Source organism: Neisseria sp. 20925_1_37 (assembly GCF_041433255.1).
GTDB lineage: Bacteria > Pseudomonadota > Gammaproteobacteria > Burkholderiales > Neisseriaceae > Neisseria > Neisseria flavescens_D.
This window is the reverse complement of sequence record NZ_JAPWBC010000004.1, coordinates 160,460-181,292: the sequence shown is the minus strand read 5'-3', so window position 1 is coordinate 181,292 and position 20,833 is coordinate 160,460. Positions and strand designations below refer to the sequence as shown.

The following is a 20,833-nucleotide window of genomic DNA, read 5'->3' as shown; positions in this document are numbered from 1 at the left end:
AAGGCCGTCTGAAAACGCTGTTTTCAGACGGCCTGAAGCTTTTGCCGTTTGCCAGAATATGCTGCTTCAAGTTAAAATCACACATTCCAACATGGGTATCACATCATGACTAAATTTATTTTCGTAACCGGCGGCGTTGTATCTTCTTTGGGTAAAGGTATCGCCGCCGCTTCTATTGCTACTATTCTCGAGTCGCGTGGCTTGAACGTGACCATGCTTAAGCTTGACCCGTATATCAACGTTGACCCGGGTACCATGAGCCCTTTTCAACACGGCGAAGTATTCGTAACCGATGACGGTGCGGAAACCGACCTTGACCTCGGTCACTACGAGCGTTTCATCAACGCCACCATGACCCGCCGCAACAGCTTCAGTACCGGCCAAGTCTATGAAAATGTGATTGCCAAAGAGCGTCGCGGCGACTATTTGGGCGGTACCGTACAAGTGATTCCGCACATTACCGATGAAATCAAACGCCGTATCCATGAAGGCGCGGCTGGTTATGATGTGGCGATTGTTGAAATCGGCGGTACAGTCGGCGATATCGAATCGTTGCCTTTCTTGGAAGCCATCCGTCAAATGCGCAGCCAGCTCGGCCGCAACAATACATTGTTTGCCCACCTGAGCTATGTGCCTTACATCGCCGCTGCCGGCGAAATCAAAACCAAACCGACCCAGCATACCGTTAAAGAAATGTTGAGCATCGGTTTGCAACCGGACATCCTGATCTGCCGTATGGACAGAGAAATGCCTGCGGACGAGCGCCGTAAGATTGCTTTGTTCTGTAATGTTGAAGAACGCGCCATCGTGGGCAGCTACGATGTGGACAGCATTTACGAATGCCCTGAAATGCTGCACAATCAAGGCATCGACAGCATCATTACCGAGCAGTTGCAGCTGAATGTCAAACAAGCCGATTTGACCGAATGGAAGAAAATCGTTCACGCGATTCAAAATCCGAAACATACCGTCAAAATTGCGATGGTCGGCAAATACGTTGATTTGACCGAGTCCTACAAATCATTGATCGAAGCCCTGAAACACGCCGGTATTCACACTGAAACCGACGTACAAATTACCTTTGTCGACAGCGAAAGCATCGAGAAGAGCAATGGCGACGTTTCCATGCTCAAAGACATGGACGCGATTTTGGTGCCGGGCGGCTTCGGTTCACGCGGCGTGGAAGGCAAAATTGCCGCCGTACGCTATGCGCGTGAAAACAACGTACCATACTTGGGCATCTGTTTGGGCATGCAAATTGCCCTGATCGAATACGCCCGCGATGTTGCAGGCTTGAAAGGTGCAAACTCTACCGAGTTTGACTTGAAATGCGCCGCGCCTGTCGTTGCCCTGATTGACGAATGGCAAACTGCCGACGGCAGCGTAGAAACCCGTGACGAATCTGCCGATTTGGGCGGCACCATGCGTCTGGGTGCGCAAGAAGTTGACCTCAAACCGGGCAGTCTTGCTGCAAAAATCTACGGCAGCGAACATATCCGCGAACGTCATCGCCACCGCTACGAGGTCAACAACAACTATGTTCCTCAGTTGGAAAAAGCCGGTTTGGTCATCGGCGGTGTATCCGCAGGCCGCGAGCGTTTGGTTGAAACCATCGAATTGCCAAATCATCCTTGGTTCTTCGCGTGTCAGTTCCATCCGGAATTTACTTCCAATCCGCGCAAAGGCCATCCTTTGTTTAGCGCGTTTGTGAAAGCCGCGTTGGGTAACAAAAAAGCCTGATTGATGTGATTGAAAAAGCACCCGTTATCCGGGTGCTTTTTTGTTTTCAGACGGCCTTAGAAGTTATTTGTCTTCATTGACTTCGCGGTCGTTCAAAGGTTGTACGGGACGGTTGTTTTCGCCGCCGATAATGTCGCGCATGGCTTTAAACTGTGCCGCATCTGCCTGAACCGGAGTTTTTAAGACAACCCAAGTCACATTTTCGCTGCAAGGCGGTGTTGTCAGCGAGCCTTTCAGTTGGAAGGACTTGCTATCTTTAGGCAGCAGGGTTTGGATGTTCAAGTTTTTCAACGTTACGGATTCGCCCGCTTTCAGTTTTTTTGCAGTGAGTGCAGACAAGGCAGGGTTGTTTTTGCCCGGTTTAAATACAGAGCCGATGACCGCCAAAGTGCCGTCTTCGGCTTGATGGACAAAATGCGCTTCCATCGGGAAATGTTTGCCTTTGAAAGTATGTTCGCTCGGCGTATGGAAGTGGAATTGTTTGAAGGTATAGGTTTTACCGTTGATCACGATGGTTTGGGCCTTGCCTTGCGGCGTGGCTTGAAGGGTATGGCCGTTATTTTCTACTTTGTAGTCGGCGACGTTGTAACGGTATGCCGGTTGTTTGCCTTTTACTGCTTTTGTCGTGGAGAAGTCCACAGGAGATTGCTGTTTGCCTGTTTTGCAGACAGCAAAGTCTTCACTCAAATCGCCCCAGTGTGCAGCATCGTTTTCACCTGTGTAAGACCAATGTGCATGATGGGTTTCGGCGGATACCGTTGCAGTAGAGACAGCCATTAGCAAAGATAAAAAGAGATGTTTGTTCAACATAAAGGCTCCTATTTATTTATATTAGGTAAAAGGAAAAATTTATACCAAATAAATTATTGATATAAAAAAACTTCTTTATAAGAAGTAAGTTAATGATAGTGGCAATTTGGGAATATTGGGTTGATATATGGCAAACATTTATCAAGCAATCATTTTTGATTAAATGATTGCAATAAGAGGGATGATTGTCCTTGTTGTAACTTTGAATAGGAGAGGCCGTCTGAAATTTCTTTCAGACGGCCTGTTTTATTTGAGAATGTTGTAAAAAGTCTAAACTCTAATGAATAAAAGCGTTTCTCAAGATGAAAGTAGTTGTTTGTAGCGTTGGAAAACATTAATATCGCTAAACGTGTTTTCACGAGATTTTAACTTTGTTTTGGAGAGAATAATGAAAAAATCGATTATCGCTTTGGTTATTGCCGGTTTGCCGCTGGCTGCATCTGCAGAAGTGGTTCTGTATGGTCAAATCAAAAGCAGCGTGACCGTCGGTCAAGTAAAAATCAAAGGTGATGCAGGTTCGGAAACCAGCTCCACCGCAACCAGCATCAATGACAATACTTCCCGTATCGGTTTCAAAGGCAGCGAGAACTTGGGCGGCGATTTGAAAGCCATTTGGCAGGTAGAACAAAAAACGGCCATTACCGGCGGTTCCCAAGGTTTTGCCACTCGGGACTCCTTCATCGGCCTGCAAGGTAACTTCGGTAAGATTCGCGCCGGTAAACTCAGCAATATGCTGAATGAAATGGACACCATCGATCCATGGATGTACAAAACCAATGCCGCAGGCTTGGGCATCTTTACCCGTACCGGCAACCGCAACGCCGCCGTACGCTACGACAGCCCGGATTTCGGCGGATTCAAATTCAACGTGTCTTACGCACCGCGCGACAACCGCAATCCTTCAGACAAATACACGCACACCAAACCGGCTAAAGACCAATACACCGGCGGCGTGAGCTTCTCTAAAAACGGCTTTACTGCCAATGCGGCTTACGGCCACTACAACGGCGCGTACACCGACAATTCTGGCAAAGTCAAAGCGGCACAAATCGCCAAAGTTGAAACTTACTACAACAAAGACAATCTCTTTGTCGGCGGCGGCGTACACTATGCCAAAGGCCATGAGACAGCCAACAAATATTTAGGCTATTTCACCGATGATTTTAATGAGTACAAGGGTAGTGACATCACTGCCGATACAGGCAAATCTGAAGCCGTAAAAGTAGTTGATGCAGCGGTAACTGTTGGCTACAAATTGGGCAATGTCACTCCACGCATTACTTACGCACACGGCTGGCCTGCCAAGGGCGTGAACAGTGGCGAGAAATTGGTGGATAAATTCGACCAAGTCGTTGTCGGCGGCCAATACACCTTCAGCAAACGCACCGGCATCAATGCCCAACTGGCGTATCTGAAAGTCGGCAACAAAACCCGTCTGACTGCGGCCAACAAAGGCGGCGTTGAACAAAAAGCCGCTTCTGTGGGCCTGTATCACAAATTCTAAGCCGTCTTGAAAGACAAGGCCGTCTGAAAAATTTCAGACGGCCTTTTTGTTGATTAAAGTGGTTTATTTGTCGTGGTTGGTCAGTGTTGTGCCGTGACGGCCGCCGCGTTCTTTCAAACGTTGTACCAAGCCTTCGACCGTTGTCGGCATACCGTCGATACAGAATGCCTGATACAGGGCGGTGTGCAGGGCATCATTGCGGCTGAATGTATTGCCGATCAGCTTCCAATCGCCTTTACGCGGCTCGATCCAGCGGTGGTTTACTGTGTCGCCGTATGCGAATACTTTGTAAGAAGAACGCTTGTCGTTGCTGTAAGTAAAGGACGTGCGGGCGCAATAGAGGCCTTCGACGGAGAGGTTGTCGTAGCCTTTGTCAGAGCGCACATTCAAGACGTAGCGGATGCTGTTGTCAGGCGCAGGCATGATTTGCAGGCTGCTGAGCAGGATTTTGGGCTGCTTGCCGTAAGTTTCGTTAACGTAGAGGTCGAACCAATCGCCCGATTGGGTATCGGGCAGGGGCGGCAACTCGGCTTTGTGTTCTTTAAATTCGCGTGCGGCAACTTCTTCAGGGCTTTCCTGATAACGCGTGTTGGTCAGCGTATCCTTTTGGCTGAAACCCAAAGCAAATGCTTGAGTCGCGGCAAGGCTGAGGGCGAGAAAGGCAAAACGGCGCATAGACAGCTCCAAAGTGAAAAACGGCTTTATTTTATGGGCTTGCAGGGTGGGGTGCAAGTAAGTGCGGTATAATTGACGTTAATTCTGATTAATATGACGAGTTTTCATCATGAATACACAAACTCTGGATGTCATCGGTTTGAAATGCCCGCTGCCGATTTTGCGTGCTAAAAAAGCTTTGGCGCAAATGCAGGAGGGCGAAGTGCTGACCGTATTGGCTACCGATGGCGGCGCTCCAGGCGATTTTGAAGCGTTTTGCCGTCAGACCGGACATGTTTTGTTGGAATCGAGCGAGGCCGACGGCGTGTTCAAGCTGGTGTTGAAGCACAAATAAAGGCCGTCTGAAATGTCTAAAGCCGTCGCGTTGTCTGCCGCCGTATTGGCTGTCTGCCTGAGTGCATGCGGCAATGAAGGCGTTTCGCCGCAGAACGCTGCCGATTATGCCCAAAATGTAACCGACTTGTTCCGCCAAAGCTGCGTGGCCGCAGACGGCGATGCCGCCCTTGTCGGCGAGTTTGCCAATGCCAACAAGCTGGTTTTATTGTCGAAAAAAGATATTGCCGATTTGCCTGCCGGAATGATGGATTCGGAGGCATTAAGCATTTGGAAGAAAACGGAAAACGGCGCGGATTATTATTTGAGCCTGACCGAAGACAGTTGTAGTGTGCGCACAGCTAAAGCCGACGACCATCTGATTTTTAAACAATTTTTGGCTTTGGCAGAAAATCCGCCGCAAGGTTCGAACTCTGAGTTGCGTGCCGATAATTTGTCGGAAGCCCCGTTGCCTATGCGTCAGATTTCCTACGCATGGCGCGCGTCCGGCAGTCCGAAAGAAACCTTGCTGACCGTCAAAACAACGTCGTCCGAGCATTTTCCGGTACAGGCTGTTTTTTATTTGACCCATCATTCTTACGACAATAAGGCCGCCGTTTTGCCTTAGGCCGGTTGACGATTAAAAAACATCAAACTTGCTAGAAACCGTTACCGCCGAATAAAGGCCGTCTGAAACATTATCAAACCAAACCACTCGAAAGTAAGCTATGCAAACCCTGACCATCATCCGCCCCGACGATATGCACTTACACCTGCGCGACGGTGACGCGCTCAAAGCCGTTGCCCCGTACACCGCCCGACAAATGGGCCGCGCGGTTATCATGCCCAACCTGAAGCCGCCCGTTGTCAACGTTGCCGATGCCCAAGCATACAAAGCGCGCATTATGGCCGCCCTGCCTGAAGGCAGCACCTTCCAGCCGTTGATGACGCTTTATTTGACCGACAACGCCACTCCCGAACTTGTGCGCGAAGCCAAGGCTGCCGGTATCGTGGCTTTCAAACTCTATCCAGCAGGCGCAACCACCAATTCCGATTCCGGCGTAACCGACTTGTTCAAACTGATTCCCGTGTTGGAAGAAATGGCGAAACAGGGCATTTTGTTCTTGGTTCACGGCGAAGTCACCGATCCTGAAATCGATATTTTCGACCGCGAGGCTGCCTTTATCGAGCGCGTGATGAAGCCGGTTTTGGCGCAAGTGCCGAATCTTAAAGTCGTGTTTGAACACATCACCACTGCCGAGGCTGCCCGACTGGTATTGGAAGCCGGAGATAATGTGGCCGCGTCCGTTACGCCGCAACACTTGCTGCTCAACCGCAACGACCTTTTGGTCGGCGGCGTGCGCCCTCATCATTTCTGCCTGCCTGTACTCAAACGTGAAACCCACCGTCAGGCTTTGGTTGCCGCCGTTACCGGCGATAAGGCGCACAAATTTTTCCTCGGCACGGACTCTGCGCCACATGCCAAAACTGCCAAAGAAAATGCTTGCGGTTGCGCCGGTATGTTCAGCGCGATGACCGCCATCGAGCTTTATGCCGAAGTGTTTGAGAAAGCTGGCGCGTTGGACAAACTGGAAGCCTTTGCTTCTAAAAACGGCCCGCGTTTCTACGGTCTGCCTGAAAATTCCGATACCATCACATTGCTCAAACAAACGCAAGCTGTACCTGCCAGCGTACCTTACGGTGATGGCGAGCTTGTACCGATGAGGGCTGGCGGTGAGATTGAATGGACGGTGCAATATTAAATTTGCTGTCAATAAGGCATAAAAAGAAACAACCTGCTTGAAAGGCAGGTTGTTTTTTTATTGTTGTTCAGACGGCCTGTCATGGGGAGGGAGGCATACAAGGCCGTCTGAAAACCAATTATTACGTTTATTCGGTCAACATGGGTTTCAGTGCTTCCCAAGCCTGCGGCAGTTGGGTAAAGCCATCCGAAGCCATCAAATGGCCGCCTTCGGGAATATGGGTAACAGGGCTTTTGAGTTTGGCCGCCATGTCCAAAGTCAGTTCGGGCGGAACATGGGTGTCGTTGTCGGAAACCAGGCAGTGTTTTGGCATGTCGATTTTGCGCAGGATGTCGAAATCGGGGGACGCTGCTTTAATGTAGGCATCGAGTGCGGGCAGGGGAGGCAACGTATCGGCAAAACCTGCGGCAAGCAGCAGACCGCCGATTTTTTGCGGTTGTTGGCGGCTGAGGAAGTGAAGGAGGGTAATGCAACCGAGGCTGTGGCCGACTAGGAAGGTATGGGCATCGGGCTTGCCGATGTGCTGGTCAAGGGTAAACTGCCACGCTGTCGTGCTTGGTTTGTCGGGATTGGGCATGGCGAGGGAGATTGCTTGTGCGCCGATGCTTTTGACTTGGGCGCAAAGCCAGTCAAACCAGTTGCCGTGCGGATTGCCTTCAAATCCATGTACGATATAAACGCGTCGATTCATGTTTTTCCTCCTTCAGACGGCCTGAGACTTTTGTCTAAATCTCTGCCTGTAAGCGTTCATTATACCATGTTTGTTTATGTTTTATTGTTTGTCGCTTGGTAAGGATTTTTGATTAAGCTTTTGTTGTTAAATGATATTTGCAAGAATAATAAAGCAAACAACACGGCAGGGGCGGATGGCGTTGCCGTGTTGTTCGGGTTTGAAATATATATGGGCCGTCTGAAAAAACAGTTTAGAAATAGCCTTGTTTTTTGCGCTCTTCCATTGCCGCTTCCGATACGCGGTCGTCCATGCGTGTGGCGCTGCGTTCGGAAATGGTTGCGGCGGCGGTTTCGGCAATGATGTCTTCCGGCGTGGCGGCGGTGCTGGCAACAGGGCAGGTGCAGGAAATATCGCCGACGGTGCGGAAACGGACATCGCGGATTTGGGCAACTTCGCCTTCGCGTTTGGGGGTCAACGGGGTAACGGGAACGAGCAGGCCGTTGCGTTCGACAACTTCGCGCTTGTGGGTGTAATAAATCGGCGGCAGGGCGAGTTTTTCGCGTGCGATGTATTGCCAGATGTCCAATTCCGTCCAGTTGGAAATCGGGAAAACGCGCATGTTTTCGCCTTGGAACAGGCGCGTGTTGTAGAGCGACCATAATTCAGGACGTTGGTTTTTGGGATCCCATTGGCCGAACTCGTCGCGGAAAGAGAAGATGCGTTCTTTGGCGCGCGCTTTTTCTTCATCGCGGCGTGCGCCGCCCATCAGTGCATCAAAGCCTTGTTCTTCGATGGTTTCAACCAGTGTAACGGCTTGGGCGGCGTTGCGCGAATCGGTTTTGCGGCGCAAGACGACACTCCCTTTGCGGATGGACTCTTCTACGCTGCCGACCACAAGTTGTACGCCGGTGCGTGCGACCGTGTCGTCGCGGAACTGGATGACTTCGGGGTAGTTGTGGCCGGTATCGACGTGCAGGAGTTTGAACGGCAGCTTCAGCGGACGGCCTTCGATTTGGAAGGCTTTGACTGCAAGCGCCAGCAAGACGACGGAGTCTTTGCCGCCGGAAAACAGCAGGGCCGGGTTTTGGGCGTTGGCAATCACTTCGCGGATGATGTAGATAGACTCGGCTTCGAGCCAGTCGAGGTGGTGGTTTTGGATGGACATTTTTTCTCTCTTTGCAATCTTGGCGATAGCCGATACTTTAGTGAGGCCGTCTGAAAAAGGGAAAGAATGGTTTGTTTGTTGCAAAGATGTTTTTGTTATATTGCAAGGCCGTGTTTTTCAGACGGCCTTTGCGCTTTAACTTATTTTTAAACCGATTTCTCTGACGAAGCGCCTGTCTTGGCGTACACTTTGGTCTTTTATAAATGAGAATGGTTTATGTATCACGGCGAGAGATTTAATGCGTACAGCCATTTGGCCGGTTTCTTGTTGGCAGTGGCGGCGTTGGTGCTGATGCTGGTGAAAGCGGTGGAATCGGCGGACGGCTATCGGATTGCCGGTGCACTGACTTACGGAGTCTGCCTGCTGCTTTTGTATTTGGGCTCAACCTTATACCACAGTATTCCGCAGCCGAAGGCCAAGGCGATTTTGCAAAAGGTCGATCATTGTATGATTTATCTTTTGATTGCAGGCAGCTATACGCCGTTTACGCTGATTACCCTTCACGGTGGCTGGGGCTGGTCGCTTTTCGGCGTGTCGTGGGGGCTGGCTTTGCTAGGCATTGTTCAGGAGCTGACGATCGGGCGCAAAAGTGAGAAACGGCTGCTGTCGATGGTGATTTATGTGTTGATGGGCTGGCTGATTGTGGTGGCGGTGTGGCCGCTGATACAGTCGCTTTCGGCCGGTGGGCTGTTTTGGCTGGTGTTGGGCGGCGTATTGTATAGCGCGGGGATTTATTGGTTTATCAACGATACGAAAATCCGCCACGGCCACGGTATTTGGCACTTGTTTGTCTTAGCAGGCAGTTTGACGCAATTTATCAGCATTTATTTTTATGTGTTGTAGTTTCAGACGGCCTGAAATAAAAAACCTCTCAGTTTGACTGAGAGGTTTTTGTTTGTCGTTAACCTGGGTTTTTGTCGTGGAATTCGTGGAATTCATAGTTGTAGGTCAGCTCTTTTCCGGCTTTGGTTTGCGCCAGATAATCGTCGTAAACCGCACGGATTTCCTTACGCAGCAGGAAGAGGGCGATTAAGTTCGGCAAGACCATAAAGCCGTTGAACATATCGGACATGCTCCAAACCAAATCCACTTTGCCCAATGTACCCAATACGATGGCTACCAAAACCAGTGCGCGGTAGATGCCCAAGTGTTTGCCGCGGAACAGGAAGCGGATATTGGATTCGCCGAAGTAGTACCAGCCGATGATGGTGGTAAAGGCGAAGAAGGTCAGGCAGACGGCGAGCAATTGCGAACCGAAACCCGGGAAGGCTTTGTTAAAAGCCAGTTGGGTAACTGCCGCGCCGGTTTCGCCGGACAAGTTAGCGTCGGTCAGCAGGATAATCAGCGCAGTTGCCGTGCAGACCATCAGCGTATCGATGAAGATACCGATAAACGCAGCCATACCTTGTTGTACAGGGTGTTTGACGTTGGCGGTCGCATGAGCGTGCGGGGTCGAACCCATACCGGCTTCATTGGAAAACAGGCCGCGTGCCACGCCGAAGCGGACTGCCTCGCGCATACCGATACCGGCTGCACCGCCCAATACCGCTTCAGGATTAAAGGCGGCGACAAAGATGCTGTGGAACATCGGGATGATGTGGTCGGAGAATTTGAACAAAATAATCACGGCACACAAGATGTAAATCACCGCCATAAACGGCACGACAAATTGCGCGATACCGGCAATGCGGTTGATGCCGCCGATGATGATCAGGCCGGCGAATACCGCCAAAGCAATGCCGACAGCCATAGGGGGAATATCGAAAGCCAAATTCATGGCCGAAGCGATGGAGTTGGATTGGGTCGCGTTACCGATGAAGCCCAGCGCGATAATCAAGGCGATAGAGAAAAAGCCGGACAGAAAACGCGCCGCACCACGGCCGATTTTCGGAGTCAGGCCGTGCGTGATGTAAAACGCAGGGCCGCCGATGTATTTGCCGTGGCTGACCACGCGGTATTTTTGCGCCAAAACGGCTTCTGCAAAAATGGTAGACATGCCCAGAATAGCAGACAGCCACATCCAAAAAATGGCACCCGGGCCGCCGGCAGTAATCGCAGTGGCGACACCGGCAACGTTACCGGTACCGATTTGCGCGGAAATCGCTACGGCAAGCGCTTGAAATTGAGACAGGGATTTGCCTTCGTGGTCTTTGTCTTTTTTGCTGAACAAGCCGCCGAAAACGGCTTTAAAACCCGCCCCCAATTTGGTAATTTGCGGCGCGCCCAAGTACAGGGTAAAAAACAGGCCGATACCGATTAAGGCATAAATCAGCAGGTAGTCCCAAAGAACCTGATTGACTGCACCCACCAGAGCAGACAATATTTCTTCCATAATAAAACCTTTAATAGAAACAATAAAAATAAAATGATATGGGTAACTACTCCCACTCATTTCTCGCGTTTGGCAACATCGGCGAGCAGGCCGTTTTGCCATTCGATACCGGTTAAGTTGTTAACAATTTTGACCGATTTTGTCATCATACCGTAAACCTTCGTGAATTAAAACGAAAACTGACAAAGGGTTGCCGAAAATGTGCTTCTTTATTTAAAAAAGGTTTTTTTGTTTTCAGACGGCCTTTTTTGCAAATGTTCGGGCCGTCTGAATATTTTGGCTAAAGGCAACTTATGATAAAATGCACGCCTTACAAATGAAGCAAATTCCGCCTCAACGCGTGAAAAAACGAAAGGAATCAACATGGCAGGCCATAGTAAGTGGGCAAATATCCAACACAAAAAAGCCCGACAAGATGCCAAACGCGGCAAAATCTTCACCCGTCTGATTAAAGAAATTACCGTTGCTGCCCGCATGGGCGGCGGCGATCCCGGCGCAAATCCGCGCCTGCGCCTGGCTTTGGAAAAAGCCGCTGAAAACAATATGCCTAAAGACAACGTGCAACGTGCCATCGATAAAGGTACGGGCAATCTGGAAGGCGTGGAATACATCGAGTTGCGTTACGAAGGCTACGGCATCGGCGGCGCGGCTTTGATGGTGGACTGTCTGACCGACAACAAAACCCGTACCGTTGCCGATGTGCGCCATGCGTTCACTAAAAACGGCGGTAACTTGGGTACTGACGGTTGCGTAGCGTTCAACTTCGTTCATCAAGGCTATTTGGTGTTTGAACCGGGCGTTGACGAAGATGCGCTGATGGAAGCAGCTTTGGAAGCTGGTGCGGAAGACGTCATCACCAACGACGACGGTTCCATCGAAGTGGTTACCGCGCCGAACGACTGGGCAGGTGTGAAATCGGCTTTGGAAGCCGCAGGCTACAAATCTGTTGACGGCGACGTTACCATGCGCGCCCAAAACGAAACCGAGTTAAGCGGCGAAGATGCGGTTAAGATGCAAAAACTGATTGACGCATTGGAAGATTTGGACGACGTACAAGACGTTTACACTTCTGCCGTGTTGAATCTGGACTAAACAGTTTAAAGAACAAAAGGCCGTCTGAAATTTCAGACGGCCTTTTTATATCGAAACCAATCAGATTTTTCTGGTTTTCAACCAAGCCCAAAGCAGCAGCAATACGACGAAGCTGAAATACAAAATACTCCACACCGGCAGGGCGACGCCGAATAGATAGTCCGGCTCGGCGCAGTTGCCAAAGCCGCGGACGATGGGTTCAAACCAATCGAACAAAGGCCAGTCGCGCAGGCGGAAGGTCCAGGGTGCGCCGCAAGAAGGGGCGGTGCCGGGCGGCAGGCTTTGCAGCCAAATTTGATAGGCGGCGACACCTGCGCCGTAAACGGCCGGGGCGGCAATCAACAATGCCGAGAGCGAGCGGGCAAATTTGGAAGATTGCGAGCTGAATGCCGTAACAATGGCCAACAGCCCGACAGCCAATACGCATAAGCGTTGCAGGATGCACAATACGCACGGGTTCATGCCCAAAACGTATTGGGAAACAAAGGAGCCGCAGGCGGCAAATATGGAGAGGACGACTAGAAATAAAACAGTCTTGCGGAAAAAGTTCATAACATAAAACCTTTCAGACGGCCTGGACGCAAAACAGCCGATAAATAATGTTTACTTTAACACAAAACGAATATGCTTTTTTCGGTTTGACGGTTTTTTGCGTATGTTTGTTGATGTTGCGTAACCATAAATATGGAAATAAAAATGTGTTCCATATCGAAAAGGCCGTCTGAAATGTTCAGACGGCCTTTAGGGGAGAGACGTTTTATTTTTTCCCGTGAGATTTTTTGACATCTGTTTCAGTAATCGTACCGCCGCCATTATTAAAGGCGTTCATGATGTAAGTGGCAACGGCGGCGACATCGGCATCATTGATGGCAGTAGAAGGCATGAAGCCGTTGTAAGGTTTGCCGTTCACTTTAATCGGGCCGTTGATGCCTTTGGTCATGCTTTGCAACAGAACTTGCGGTTTTTTGTTGATATAGTCGGACTGGAACAGTGGCGGGAACATGGCACCCCGGCCTTCGCCTTTTTTGCCGTGGCAAGCGGCGCAGTTGGTTTCGTAAATCTTTTGTCCTTTGCTCATCAACGTGGCATCAGCGGCAAAAGCGGTTGGGATGCTGAGTGCGGTCAGAAGGAGCAGGATAGGGCGGAGTGCAGTCATGATGTGTTCCTTTTTGAGTAGTGTTGTTTTTGATGGCTACACGCTTGGTTTGCGTTTTGATAGCTTGATGATAACGCTAAAGGCCGTCTGAAAGTAGATTTTTCAGACGGCCTTTGGTTTAGGTCAAATCCAGCCTTGCAGATTGGCCCGACTTAATTGTGCAAGTGCGGCAATCCAGTCAGCGGAATCGTTGAGGCAGGGGATGTAACGGTATTCTTTGCCGCCTGCGGCGTGGAATTGTTCGCGTCCCATAATGGCGATTTCTTCCATGGTTTCAAGGCAATCGGCCAGGAAGCCGGGGCAGAATACGTCGAGTTTGGTTGTGCCTTGTTTCGGCAGCTGATCAAACAGGGCTTGCGTGCTGGGCTTGATCCATTGGGATTTGCCAAACTGGCTTTGGAAAGAAACGATATATTCTTGTTCGGACAAGCCCAATGCCTGCGTGAGTAGTTTGGCAGTATGGTGGCACTCGTCAGGATAGGGGTCGCCGTCGTCATGATGCTTTTGCGGAATGCCGTGGAAACTCAACATCAGTTTTTCGCCGCGTCCGTTTTGGGCCCAATAGGCTTCGATGTGCTGCTTCATGGCTTGAATATAGGCGGCATCGTCGTAATAACGGGAGACGGTGCGGATGCTCATTTGGTTACGTTGCAGCAATAATTCTTGAAACACTTTATCCAAGGCCGCGCCGGTAGAAGAGCCGGCATATTGCGGATAAAGCGGGATGACCAGCAATTTGCCCACGCCTTGGGCTTTGAGTTCCGCCAAAACATCGGCAACGCTTGGATTTCCGTAAGTCATAGCGTGACGGACGATGACATCGGGCAAATGTTTGGCCAGGGCTTCTGCTTGGCGGTGTGTGTAAACCTCAAGCGGCGAACCTTCTTTAAACCAAACTTTTTCATAGGCATGCGCGCTTTTTTTCGGGCGAAAGGTCAATACCAAGCCGCGCAATATCGGTTGCCATAAGAGCTTGGGCAGTTCGACAACGCGTTGATCGGACAGAAATTCTTTCAAGTAAGGCTTGACTGCGGCAGCCGTCGGCGCGTCAGGTGTGCCGAGGTTGAGCAGCAGGACGGCGGTACGGTTTTGTGCGGTATAGGCTAGGGCCGGTTCGGTATGGAAACGGGACATGGTTGTGCTTTATTAATGATGAATATTGAGGCCGTCTGAAAAGTAGTTTGAATTAAAACCTGCTTTCAGACGGCCTTTAAAAGGATTAATCCACACCGCGGGCGCGGTTTTCATGGAATTGCGCCTGCCAATCGGCAAATTTGCCTTGTTCGATAGCTTCGCGCATTTCGGCCATGATGACTTGGTAGAAGTGCAGGTTGTGGATGGTGTTGAGCTGTGCGCCCAAGATTTCGCCGACACGGTGCAGGTGGTGCAGGTAGGAGCGGCTGAAATTCTGACAGGCGTAGCAGGTGCAGCTTTCATCAATCGGACGCTTGTCGAGTTTGTGTTTGGCGTTTTTGATTTTCAAATCGCCAAAACGGGTAAACAGCCAGCCGTTACGCGCATTGCGGGTAGGCATAACGCAGTCGAACATATCCACGCCGTGTGCCACGCCATACACCAAGTCTTCAGGCGTGCCGACACCCATCAAGTAATGTGGCTTGTGTTCCGGCAGGATAGGGCCGACAGCGCGCAACATGCGGTACATTTCGGGCTTGGGTTCGCCAACGGACAAGCCGCCGATGGCCAAGCCGGGGAAGTCGAGCTCTTCCAAACCTTTCAGCGATTCTTCGCGCAAATCTTCATACATCGCGCCTTGGACAATGCCAAACAACGCATTCGGATTTTTCAGGTCTTCAAAAGCCTTTTTGCTTCGCTCCGCCCAGCGCAGGCTCATTTGCAGCGATTTTTGCGCTTGGCTGTGCGTTGCTTCTCCAGGGGTGCATTCGTCCAACTGCATCACGATGTCGGAATTCAATACGGTTTGGATTTTCATCGACACTTCAGGCGAGAGGAACAGTTTGTCACCGTTGATCGGGCTTTGGAATGTACAGCCTTCTTCGGTCAGCTTGCGCATATCGGACAACGAAAATACTTGGAAACCGCCCGAGTCGGTCAAAATCGGCTTATCCCAGCCGATAAATTCGTGCAGGCCGCCGAATTGTTCGATGACTTCCAAACCTGGGCGCAGCCACAGATGGTAAGTGTTGCCTAAGATGATTTGTGCTTTGATGTCATGCAGGTTTTGCGGGTTCATTGCTTTGACCGAACCGTAAGTGCCGACAGGCATAAATACCGGCGTTTCGATTTTGCCGTGGTTCAGTTCCAAAGTGCCGCGTCGGGCATGACCGTCTTTTTTGTGTAAGGTAAATTTGAGCATAGTAATAATAGATTGGACGTTCGCGTGTGTGCGAAATGAAAGGGCAGATTATAAAGGATTTTTCGTTGGTTGACGGCTGGATTTTATCTTTATCAAAACAATGCTTCAGACGGCCTGAATAATAGAAGAAATAAAAAATGAGGCATAAATCAAACAAAAATATCCAGGCCGTCTGAAAAGTATTTACAGATGCTTGCAAAAGGGAACACGCTTCGTTACAATAAGCGACTTAGATGAAGGCACATAGCTCAGTTGGTTAGAGCACCACCTTGACATGGTGGGGGTCGTTGGTTCGAGTCCAATTGTGCCTACCAAATTTCCATAACGGCTTTATGCCGTTATTTTTTAATGTTTTGGAGCTTTCTGATGTTGAACATTACCTTGCCGGACGGTTCGGTCCGCCAATATGAATCACCCGTTACCGTGGCGCAAATTGCAGCGTCTATCGGTGCAGGTTTGGCAAAGGCAACGGTAGCGGGCAAGGTTAACGGTAAATTGGTGGATGCTTGCGATCCGATTACCGAAGATGCCCACGTTCAAATCATTACGCCTAAAGACAAAGAAGGCGTGGAAATTATCCGCCACTCCTGCGCGCACTTGGTCGGTCATGCGGTCAAGCAGCTCTACCCTGATGCCAAAATGGTTATCGGCCCGGTGATTGAAGACGGGTTCTATTACGATATTGCAACTGAAAAACCATTTACGCCTGATGATGTAGCCGCCATCGAAGCGCGCATGAAAGAGTTGATTGCACAAGACTACGACGTCATTAAAGTGATGACGCCCCGTGCAGAAACCATCAAAATTTTCCAAGATCGCGGCGAAGAGTACAAATTGCGTCTGATTGAAGACATGCCTGAAGTGGAAGCAATGGGTATGTATCATCATCAAGAATACGTCGATATGTGCCGCGGTCCTCACGTTCCCAATACCCGTTTCTTGAAAAACTTCAAGCTGACCAAACTGGCAGGCGCATACTGGCGCGGCGACAGCAACAATGAAATGCTGCAACGTATTTACGGTACAGCCTGGGCAAGTAAAGACGAATTAAAAGCCTATATCCAACGCATCGAGGAAGCGGAAAAACGCGACCACCGTAAGCTGGGTAAACAATTGGACTTGTTCCACCTGCAAGATGAAGCACCGGGTATGGTGTTCTGGCATCCTAAAGGCTGGGCTTTGTGGCAAGTGATTGAGCAGCATATGCGCAAAGAGCTGAATGCTGCTGGCTATAAAGAGGTGAAAACGCCTCAGATTATGGATAAAGCCTTCTGGGAAAAATCCGGCCACTGGGAAAACTATAAAGACAATATGTTCGTGACCAGTTCCGAAAAACGTGAATACGCGGTTAAACCGATGAACTGTCCGGGTCATGTGCAAATTTTCAATAACGGCTTGCGCTCATATCGCGATTTACCGATGCGTTTGGCTGAGTTCGGTTCTTGCCACCGCAATGAACCAAGCGGTGCGTTGCACGGTCTGATGCGTGTTCGCGGTTTTGTGCAAGATGATGCGCATATCTTCTGTACCGAAGATCAAATCGTTGATGAAGCACGCGCATTTAATGAATTGCTGGTTCGCATTTACAAACAATTCGGCTTCCATAATGTTGCTGTGAAGCTATCCCTCCGCCCTGAGCAACGTGCAGGTTCTGACGAAGTTTGGGATAAGGCCGAACAAGGTCTGCGTGATGCATTGACCGCTTGCGGCGTGGAGTGGGAAGAATTGCCTGGCGAAGGTGCATTCTATGGTCCTAAGATTGAGTACCATGTCAAAGATGCCTTGGGTCGCTCTTGGCAGTGCGGTACCCTGCAGTTGGACTTCGTATTGCCGGAGCGTTTGAATGCAGAATATGTAACCGAAAACAACGACCGTGCGCGCCCTGTAATGTTGCACCGTGCTATTTTGGGTTCGTTGGAGCGCTTCATCGGTATTCTGATTGAAAACCATGCAGGCTCATTCCCATTGTGGCTTGCGCCGGTTCAAATGGTGATTATGAATATCACTGAAAACCAAGCAGATTATTGTCGCGAAGTGGCTGCCAAATTGCAGGCGGCAGGCTTCCGTGTCGAATTGGATTTGCGTAACGAAAAAATCGGTTACAAAATCCGCGACAACAGCCAATACCGTTTCCCTTACCAAATCGTTGTCGGCGATAAAGAGAAACAAGAAAACAAAGTTGCGGTACGCCGCAAAGCAGAAGACTTGGGTTCTTTGAATGTCGATGATTTCATTGCACAATTGCAGCAAGAAATCACTGAAGCCCTCGTCAATCATTAATTTTTATAGGAGTATTCATCATCGCTCAAGAACGCGAAGCACGAATCAATGGTGAAATTACCGCCAAAGAAGTGCGATTAATCAGTGAGTCAGGCGATCAGCTTGGTGTCGTTTCAGTTCGTGAAGCTCTGGCTATGGCCGAAGAGCAAGATGTCGATTTGGTAGAAATTTCCCCGACTGCCAAACCGCCCGTATGCAAACTGATGGATTACGGTAAATACAAATACCAACAAGCCAAGAAGCGCGACGAAGCCAAGAAAAACCAAAAGCAGGTACAAATTAAGGAAATTAAATTCCGTCCGGGTACTGATGAAGGCGACTATCAAATCAAGATGCGCAACATCAACCGTTTCCTTGCTGATGGTGACAAAGTTAAAGTGACATTGCGTTTCCGCGGTCGTGAGATGGCCCACCAACAATTGGGCGCCCAACTGCTTGAACGCGTAAAAGAAGAGTTGGCTGAAGTGGCACAAATCGAGTCCTTCCCTAAAATGGAAGGCCGTCAAATGGTGATGATGATTGCGCCTAAGAAAAAATAAAGCTATAATGCAAGGCTTATTTCGATTGCCGCTCGGAATAAGGTTTAATTAGCGGCAAAAACAGTGGTATTTTGGGTTCCAAGTGTTTGAAATTTATTTCAAAACCCCTTATACCTTATCTAATAACGAATGGAGTTTTCCAATGCCTAAAATGAAAACCAAGTCTAGCGCGAAAAAACGCTTTAAAGTACTGGGTAACGGTGGTGTAAAACGCGGTCATGCGTTCAAAAGTCACATCCTGACCAAAAAAACCACTAAAACTAAACGTCAATTGCGCGGCACCGCTATGGTGGATTCACGCGATTTGGCTTCTGTTGCTAAAATGTTGCCCTACGCTTAAGGAGTTTAGAATATGCCACGCGTAAAACGCGGTGTTACCGCTCGTGCTCGTCACCAAAAAGTCTTCGCGTTAGCCAAAGGCTATCGCGGTCGTCGTAAAAACGTTTACCGTGTTGCCAAACAAGCGGTAATGAAAGCCGGTCAATACGCATACCGTGACCGTCGCCAACGTAAACGTCAATTCCGTCAACTGTGGATCGTGCGTATCAACGCAGGTGCCCGTGAAAATGGTCTGTCTTACAGCAAATTCATGAACGGCCTGAAACGCGCTACTATCGAAATCGACCGCAAAGTATTGGCTGATTTGGCTGTATTCGACAAAGCTGCATTTGCACAATTGGTTGAAAAAGCTAAAGCTGCTTTGGCTGCTTAATTCGATAAGATTATTTAAAAAGGAAGCTTATGCTTCCTTTTTTCTTTTACAAAAGAAACTCTATGTAGTTGATTTTCTTTCTTTAAACTCTATTTTTTTATACTGATTTGCGATAAAATAGGCCCCTCTTATCAAACGGATTGGCCGCACTAATACAAAAGGCCGTCTGAACAGGTTTGAAATCAAACCCAACAGACGGCTTTGTTGTTTCAGACGGCCTGCCATCAACAAACAGACGATAAACTACTATGGAAAATGTAAACCGTATCGTTGCAGAAGGTATTGCCGCTATTGAAGCCGCGCAAGACTTCAATGCCTTAGAACAAATTAAAGCACGCTATCTTGGTAAAACCGGCGAATTGACCGGACTTTTGAAAACTTTGGGTCAAATGTCTCCTGAAGAACGTAAAACCATAGGCGCGCACATCAACGAATGCAAAAATCAGTTTCAGACAGCATTTAATGCCAAACGCGATGATCTGAATGAAGCCAAGCTGCAAGCCCAATTGGCTGCAGAAGCCTTGGATATTACTTTGCCGGGCCGTACACAAGAGTATGGCGGTTTGCATCCTGTTACTTTGACTTTGCAACGAGTGGTTGAGCTGTTTCACGGTATGGGTTTCGAAGTGGCGGACGGCCCTGAAATCGAAGACGATTTCCATAATTTCCAAGCCTTGAATATTCCTGCAAATCACCCCGCGCGTGCGATGCAAGATACCTTCTATGTTGAAAACGGCGATGTTTTGCGTACACACACTTCGCCTATTCAAATCCGCTATATGCTCGACAAAAAAGAGCCGCCTATCCGCATTATTGCCCCCGGCCGCGTTTACCGTGTGGACAGTGATGCCACTCACTCGCCTATGTTCCATCAGGCCGAAGGTTTGTGGGTGGAAGAGGGTGTCACTTTTGCCGACTTGAAAGCAGTGTTCACTGATTTTATCCGTCGCTTCTTTGAACGCGATGACCTGCAAGTGCGTTTCCGTCCGTCTTTCTTTCCGTTTACCGAACCTTCTGCCGAAATCGACATCATGGGCGAAAACGGCAAATGGTTGGAAGTAGGCGGTTGCGGTATGGTACATCCTAACGTATTGAAAAACGTCAATATCGACCCTGAAAAATATACCGGTTTCGCTTTCGGTATCGGTCTCGACCGCTTTGCCATGTTGCGCTACAACGTCAATGACCTGCGCTTGTTCTTCGATAATGATTTGAACTTTTTGAAGCAGTTTAAATAAATTTCAAATAAACCCAATGGATAAATTAACCCCGGAGCAGCGTAAAAAATGTATGCGGTCCAACAAAAGTACAGGGACGAAACCCGAACTTGTGTTGGCGAAGGCAATGTGGGCTTTGGGGTTCAGGTATCGGAAGAATAGCGGAAGCATTTTTGGGAAACCTGATTTTTCGTTTAAAAAATATAAAGTTGCCATATTTGTCGATGGAGAATTCTGGCACGGTAAGGATTGGGAACAGAAAAAAGCGGAAATAAAGGGAAATCGTGAGTTTTGGATTGCCAAAATTGAGCGCAATATCAAAAGGGATATAGAAGTAACAGGCCGTCTGAAAGCCGAGGGCTGGACGGTTTTACGTTTTTGGAGTAACGATGTCGTTAAAGATACAAGCAGCTGTGCCGAAGCAGTCAGACAAGTCATCTACGAAAAACAGGGATTGTCAAAATCTCAACAAGCAGGGAAAAAATAACCCCTCGTCTCAGTTGCAGGATAAAAGCTACAATTTAGATA

Annotated in this window: 22 protein-coding genes and 1 tRNA gene; 14 read left to right on the top strand and 9 right to left on the bottom strand. The window is 49.2% G+C overall.

The window, feature by feature from the left end; genetic code table 11:
- Window positions 1-105 precede the first annotated feature (105 nt).
- Window positions 106-1,740, top strand: a complete 1,635-nt coding sequence (locus O3661_RS04930) for a CTP synthase (protein ID WP_049348005.1) — start codon at window positions 106-108, stop codon at window positions 1,738-1,740.
- A gap of 63 nt (window positions 1,741-1,803) precedes the next feature.
- On the opposite strand, the gene O3661_RS04925 is transcribed toward O3661_RS04930, so the two are convergent.
- Entirely contained in the window at window positions 1,804-2,550 is a 747-nt protein-coding gene (locus O3661_RS04925) for a carbonic anhydrase (RefSeq protein WP_371492496.1), read from the bottom strand.
- Between the two features lie 388 nt (window positions 2,551-2,938).
- Between O3661_RS04925 and O3661_RS04920 the strand changes: the two genes are divergently transcribed.
- Window positions 2,939-4,054, top strand: coding sequence for a porin (locus O3661_RS04920; RefSeq protein WP_371492495.1), 1,116 nt, complete (start codon window positions 2,939-2,941; stop codon window positions 4,052-4,054).
- Window positions 4,055-4,117: 63 nt separating this feature from the next.
- On the opposite strand, the gene O3661_RS04915 is transcribed toward O3661_RS04920, so the two are convergent.
- The gene (locus tag O3661_RS04915) at window positions 4,118-4,729 is read right to left on the bottom strand and encodes a CNP1-like family protein (RefSeq protein WP_371492529.1); all 612 of its coding nucleotides are present in this window, start codon (window positions 4,727-4,729) and stop codon (window positions 4,118-4,120) included.
- A 109-nt stretch (window positions 4,730-4,838) separates the two neighbouring features.
- On the opposite strand from O3661_RS04915, the gene O3661_RS04910 reads away from it, so the two are divergent.
- The 3 genes from O3661_RS04910 to pyrC all read left to right on the top strand — a co-directional run bounded on the left by O3661_RS04910 (window position 4,839) and on the right by pyrC (window position 6,804).
- On the top strand, window positions 4,839-5,063 hold the full coding sequence (locus O3661_RS04910) for a sulfurtransferase TusA family protein (RefSeq protein ID WP_003681929.1): 225 nt from the start codon (window positions 4,839-4,841) through the stop codon (window positions 5,061-5,063).
- A 12-nt stretch (window positions 5,064-5,075) separates the two neighbouring features.
- Entirely contained in the window at window positions 5,076-5,669 is a 594-nt protein-coding gene (locus O3661_RS04905; RefSeq protein WP_371492494.1) for a hypothetical protein, read from the top strand.
- A 100-nt stretch (window positions 5,670-5,769) separates the two neighbouring features.
- On the top strand, window positions 5,770-6,804 hold the full coding sequence (pyrC, locus tag O3661_RS04900; protein WP_371492492.1) for a dihydroorotase: 1,035 nt from the start codon (window positions 5,770-5,772) through the stop codon (window positions 6,802-6,804).
- 127 nt (window positions 6,805-6,931) lie between these two features.
- Here pyrC and O3661_RS04895 read toward each other — a convergent pair whose 3' ends face one another.
- The gene (locus O3661_RS04895) at window positions 6,932-7,495 is read right to left on the bottom strand and encodes an RBBP9/YdeN family alpha/beta hydrolase (protein WP_371492491.1); all 564 of its coding nucleotides are present in this window, start codon (window positions 7,493-7,495) and stop codon (window positions 6,932-6,934) included.
- A gap of 232 nt (window positions 7,496-7,727) precedes the next feature.
- On the bottom strand, window positions 7,728-8,660 hold the full coding sequence (cysD, locus tag O3661_RS04890) for a sulfate adenylyltransferase subunit CysD (protein ID WP_314576780.1): 933 nt from the start codon (window positions 8,658-8,660) through the stop codon (window positions 7,728-7,730).
- A 198-nt stretch (window positions 8,661-8,858) separates the two neighbouring features.
- Between cysD and O3661_RS04885 the strand changes: the two genes are divergently transcribed.
- Window positions 8,859-9,485: a hemolysin III family protein gene (locus tag O3661_RS04885; protein WP_070625855.1), complete on the top strand. Its 627-nt coding sequence runs from the start codon at window positions 8,859-8,861 to the stop codon at window positions 9,483-9,485.
- Window positions 9,486-9,543: 58 nt separating this feature from the next.
- Here O3661_RS04885 and O3661_RS04880 read toward each other — a convergent pair whose 3' ends face one another.
- Window positions 9,544-10,974: an alanine/glycine:cation symporter family protein gene (locus O3661_RS04880; RefSeq protein WP_371492490.1), complete on the bottom strand. Its 1,431-nt coding sequence runs from the start codon at window positions 10,972-10,974 to the stop codon at window positions 9,544-9,546.
- A 363-nt stretch (window positions 10,975-11,337) separates the two neighbouring features.
- Here O3661_RS04880 and O3661_RS04875 point away from each other — a divergent pair, with 363 nt between their 5' ends.
- A complete protein-coding gene (locus O3661_RS04875; protein WP_300481257.1) occupies window positions 11,338-12,066 on the top strand; it encodes a YebC/PmpR family DNA-binding transcriptional regulator in 729 nt (242 codons plus the stop codon).
- Window positions 12,067-12,126: 60 nt separating this feature from the next.
- On the opposite strand, the gene O3661_RS04870 is transcribed toward O3661_RS04875, so the two are convergent.
- From O3661_RS04870 to tgt, 4 genes are all read right to left on the bottom strand, one after another.
- Complete coding sequence (locus tag O3661_RS04870; RefSeq protein ID WP_295708018.1) at window positions 12,127-12,618, bottom strand: disulfide bond formation protein B; 492 nt, start codon at window positions 12,616-12,618, stop codon at window positions 12,127-12,129.
- Between the two features lie 205 nt (window positions 12,619-12,823).
- The gene (locus O3661_RS04865) at window positions 12,824-13,222 is read right to left on the bottom strand and encodes a cytochrome c (RefSeq protein WP_371492489.1); all 399 of its coding nucleotides are present in this window, start codon (window positions 13,220-13,222) and stop codon (window positions 12,824-12,826) included.
- Between the two features lie 123 nt (window positions 13,223-13,345).
- Window positions 13,346-14,356: a ferrochelatase gene (hemH, locus tag O3661_RS04860; protein ID WP_371492488.1), complete on the bottom strand. Its 1,011-nt coding sequence runs from the start codon at window positions 14,354-14,356 to the stop codon at window positions 13,346-13,348.
- Between the two features lie 85 nt (window positions 14,357-14,441).
- Window positions 14,442-15,557 carry a tRNA guanosine(34) transglycosylase Tgt gene (gene tgt / locus O3661_RS04855; RefSeq protein ID WP_003745960.1) on the bottom strand — a complete coding sequence of 372 codons (1,116 nt, stop codon included), beginning with the start codon at window positions 15,555-15,557 and terminating at the stop codon, window positions 14,442-14,444.
- Window positions 15,558-15,794: 237 nt separating this feature from the next.
- Here tgt and O3661_RS04850 point away from each other — a divergent pair.
- The 7 genes from O3661_RS04850 to O3661_RS04820 all read left to right on the top strand — a co-directional run bounded on the left by O3661_RS04850 (window position 15,795) and on the right by O3661_RS04820 (window position 20,792).
- Window positions 15,795-15,871 (top strand) — tRNA-Val (locus O3661_RS04850).
- Window positions 15,872-15,923: 52 nt separating this feature from the next.
- Complete coding sequence (gene thrS, locus O3661_RS04845; protein WP_371492487.1) at window positions 15,924-17,837, top strand: threonine--tRNA ligase; 1,914 nt, start codon at window positions 15,924-15,926, stop codon at window positions 17,835-17,837.
- 17 nt (window positions 17,838-17,854) lie between these two features.
- Window positions 17,855-18,376 (top strand): translation initiation factor IF-3, encoded by a 522-nt coding sequence (gene infC / locus O3661_RS04840; RefSeq protein ID WP_079453677.1) that lies wholly within the window; start codon window positions 17,855-17,857, stop codon window positions 18,374-18,376.
- Between the two features lie 142 nt (window positions 18,377-18,518).
- Window positions 18,519-18,716: a 50S ribosomal protein L35 gene (gene rpmI, locus O3661_RS04835; RefSeq protein WP_003675505.1), complete on the top strand. Its 198-nt coding sequence runs from the start codon at window positions 18,519-18,521 to the stop codon at window positions 18,714-18,716.
- A 12-nt stretch (window positions 18,717-18,728) separates the two neighbouring features.
- Window positions 18,729-19,088: a 50S ribosomal protein L20 gene (gene rplT, locus O3661_RS04830; RefSeq protein WP_070645019.1), complete on the top strand. Its 360-nt coding sequence runs from the start codon at window positions 18,729-18,731 to the stop codon at window positions 19,086-19,088.
- A gap of 248 nt (window positions 19,089-19,336) precedes the next feature.
- Entirely contained in the window at window positions 19,337-20,326 is a 990-nt protein-coding gene (pheS, locus tag O3661_RS04825; protein ID WP_371492486.1) for a phenylalanine--tRNA ligase subunit alpha, read from the top strand.
- Between the two features lie 16 nt (window positions 20,327-20,342).
- The gene (locus O3661_RS04820; RefSeq protein ID WP_371492485.1) at window positions 20,343-20,792 is read left to right on the top strand and encodes a very short patch repair endonuclease; all 450 of its coding nucleotides are present in this window, start codon (window positions 20,343-20,345) and stop codon (window positions 20,790-20,792) included.
- Window positions 20,793-20,833 lie beyond the last annotated feature (41 nt).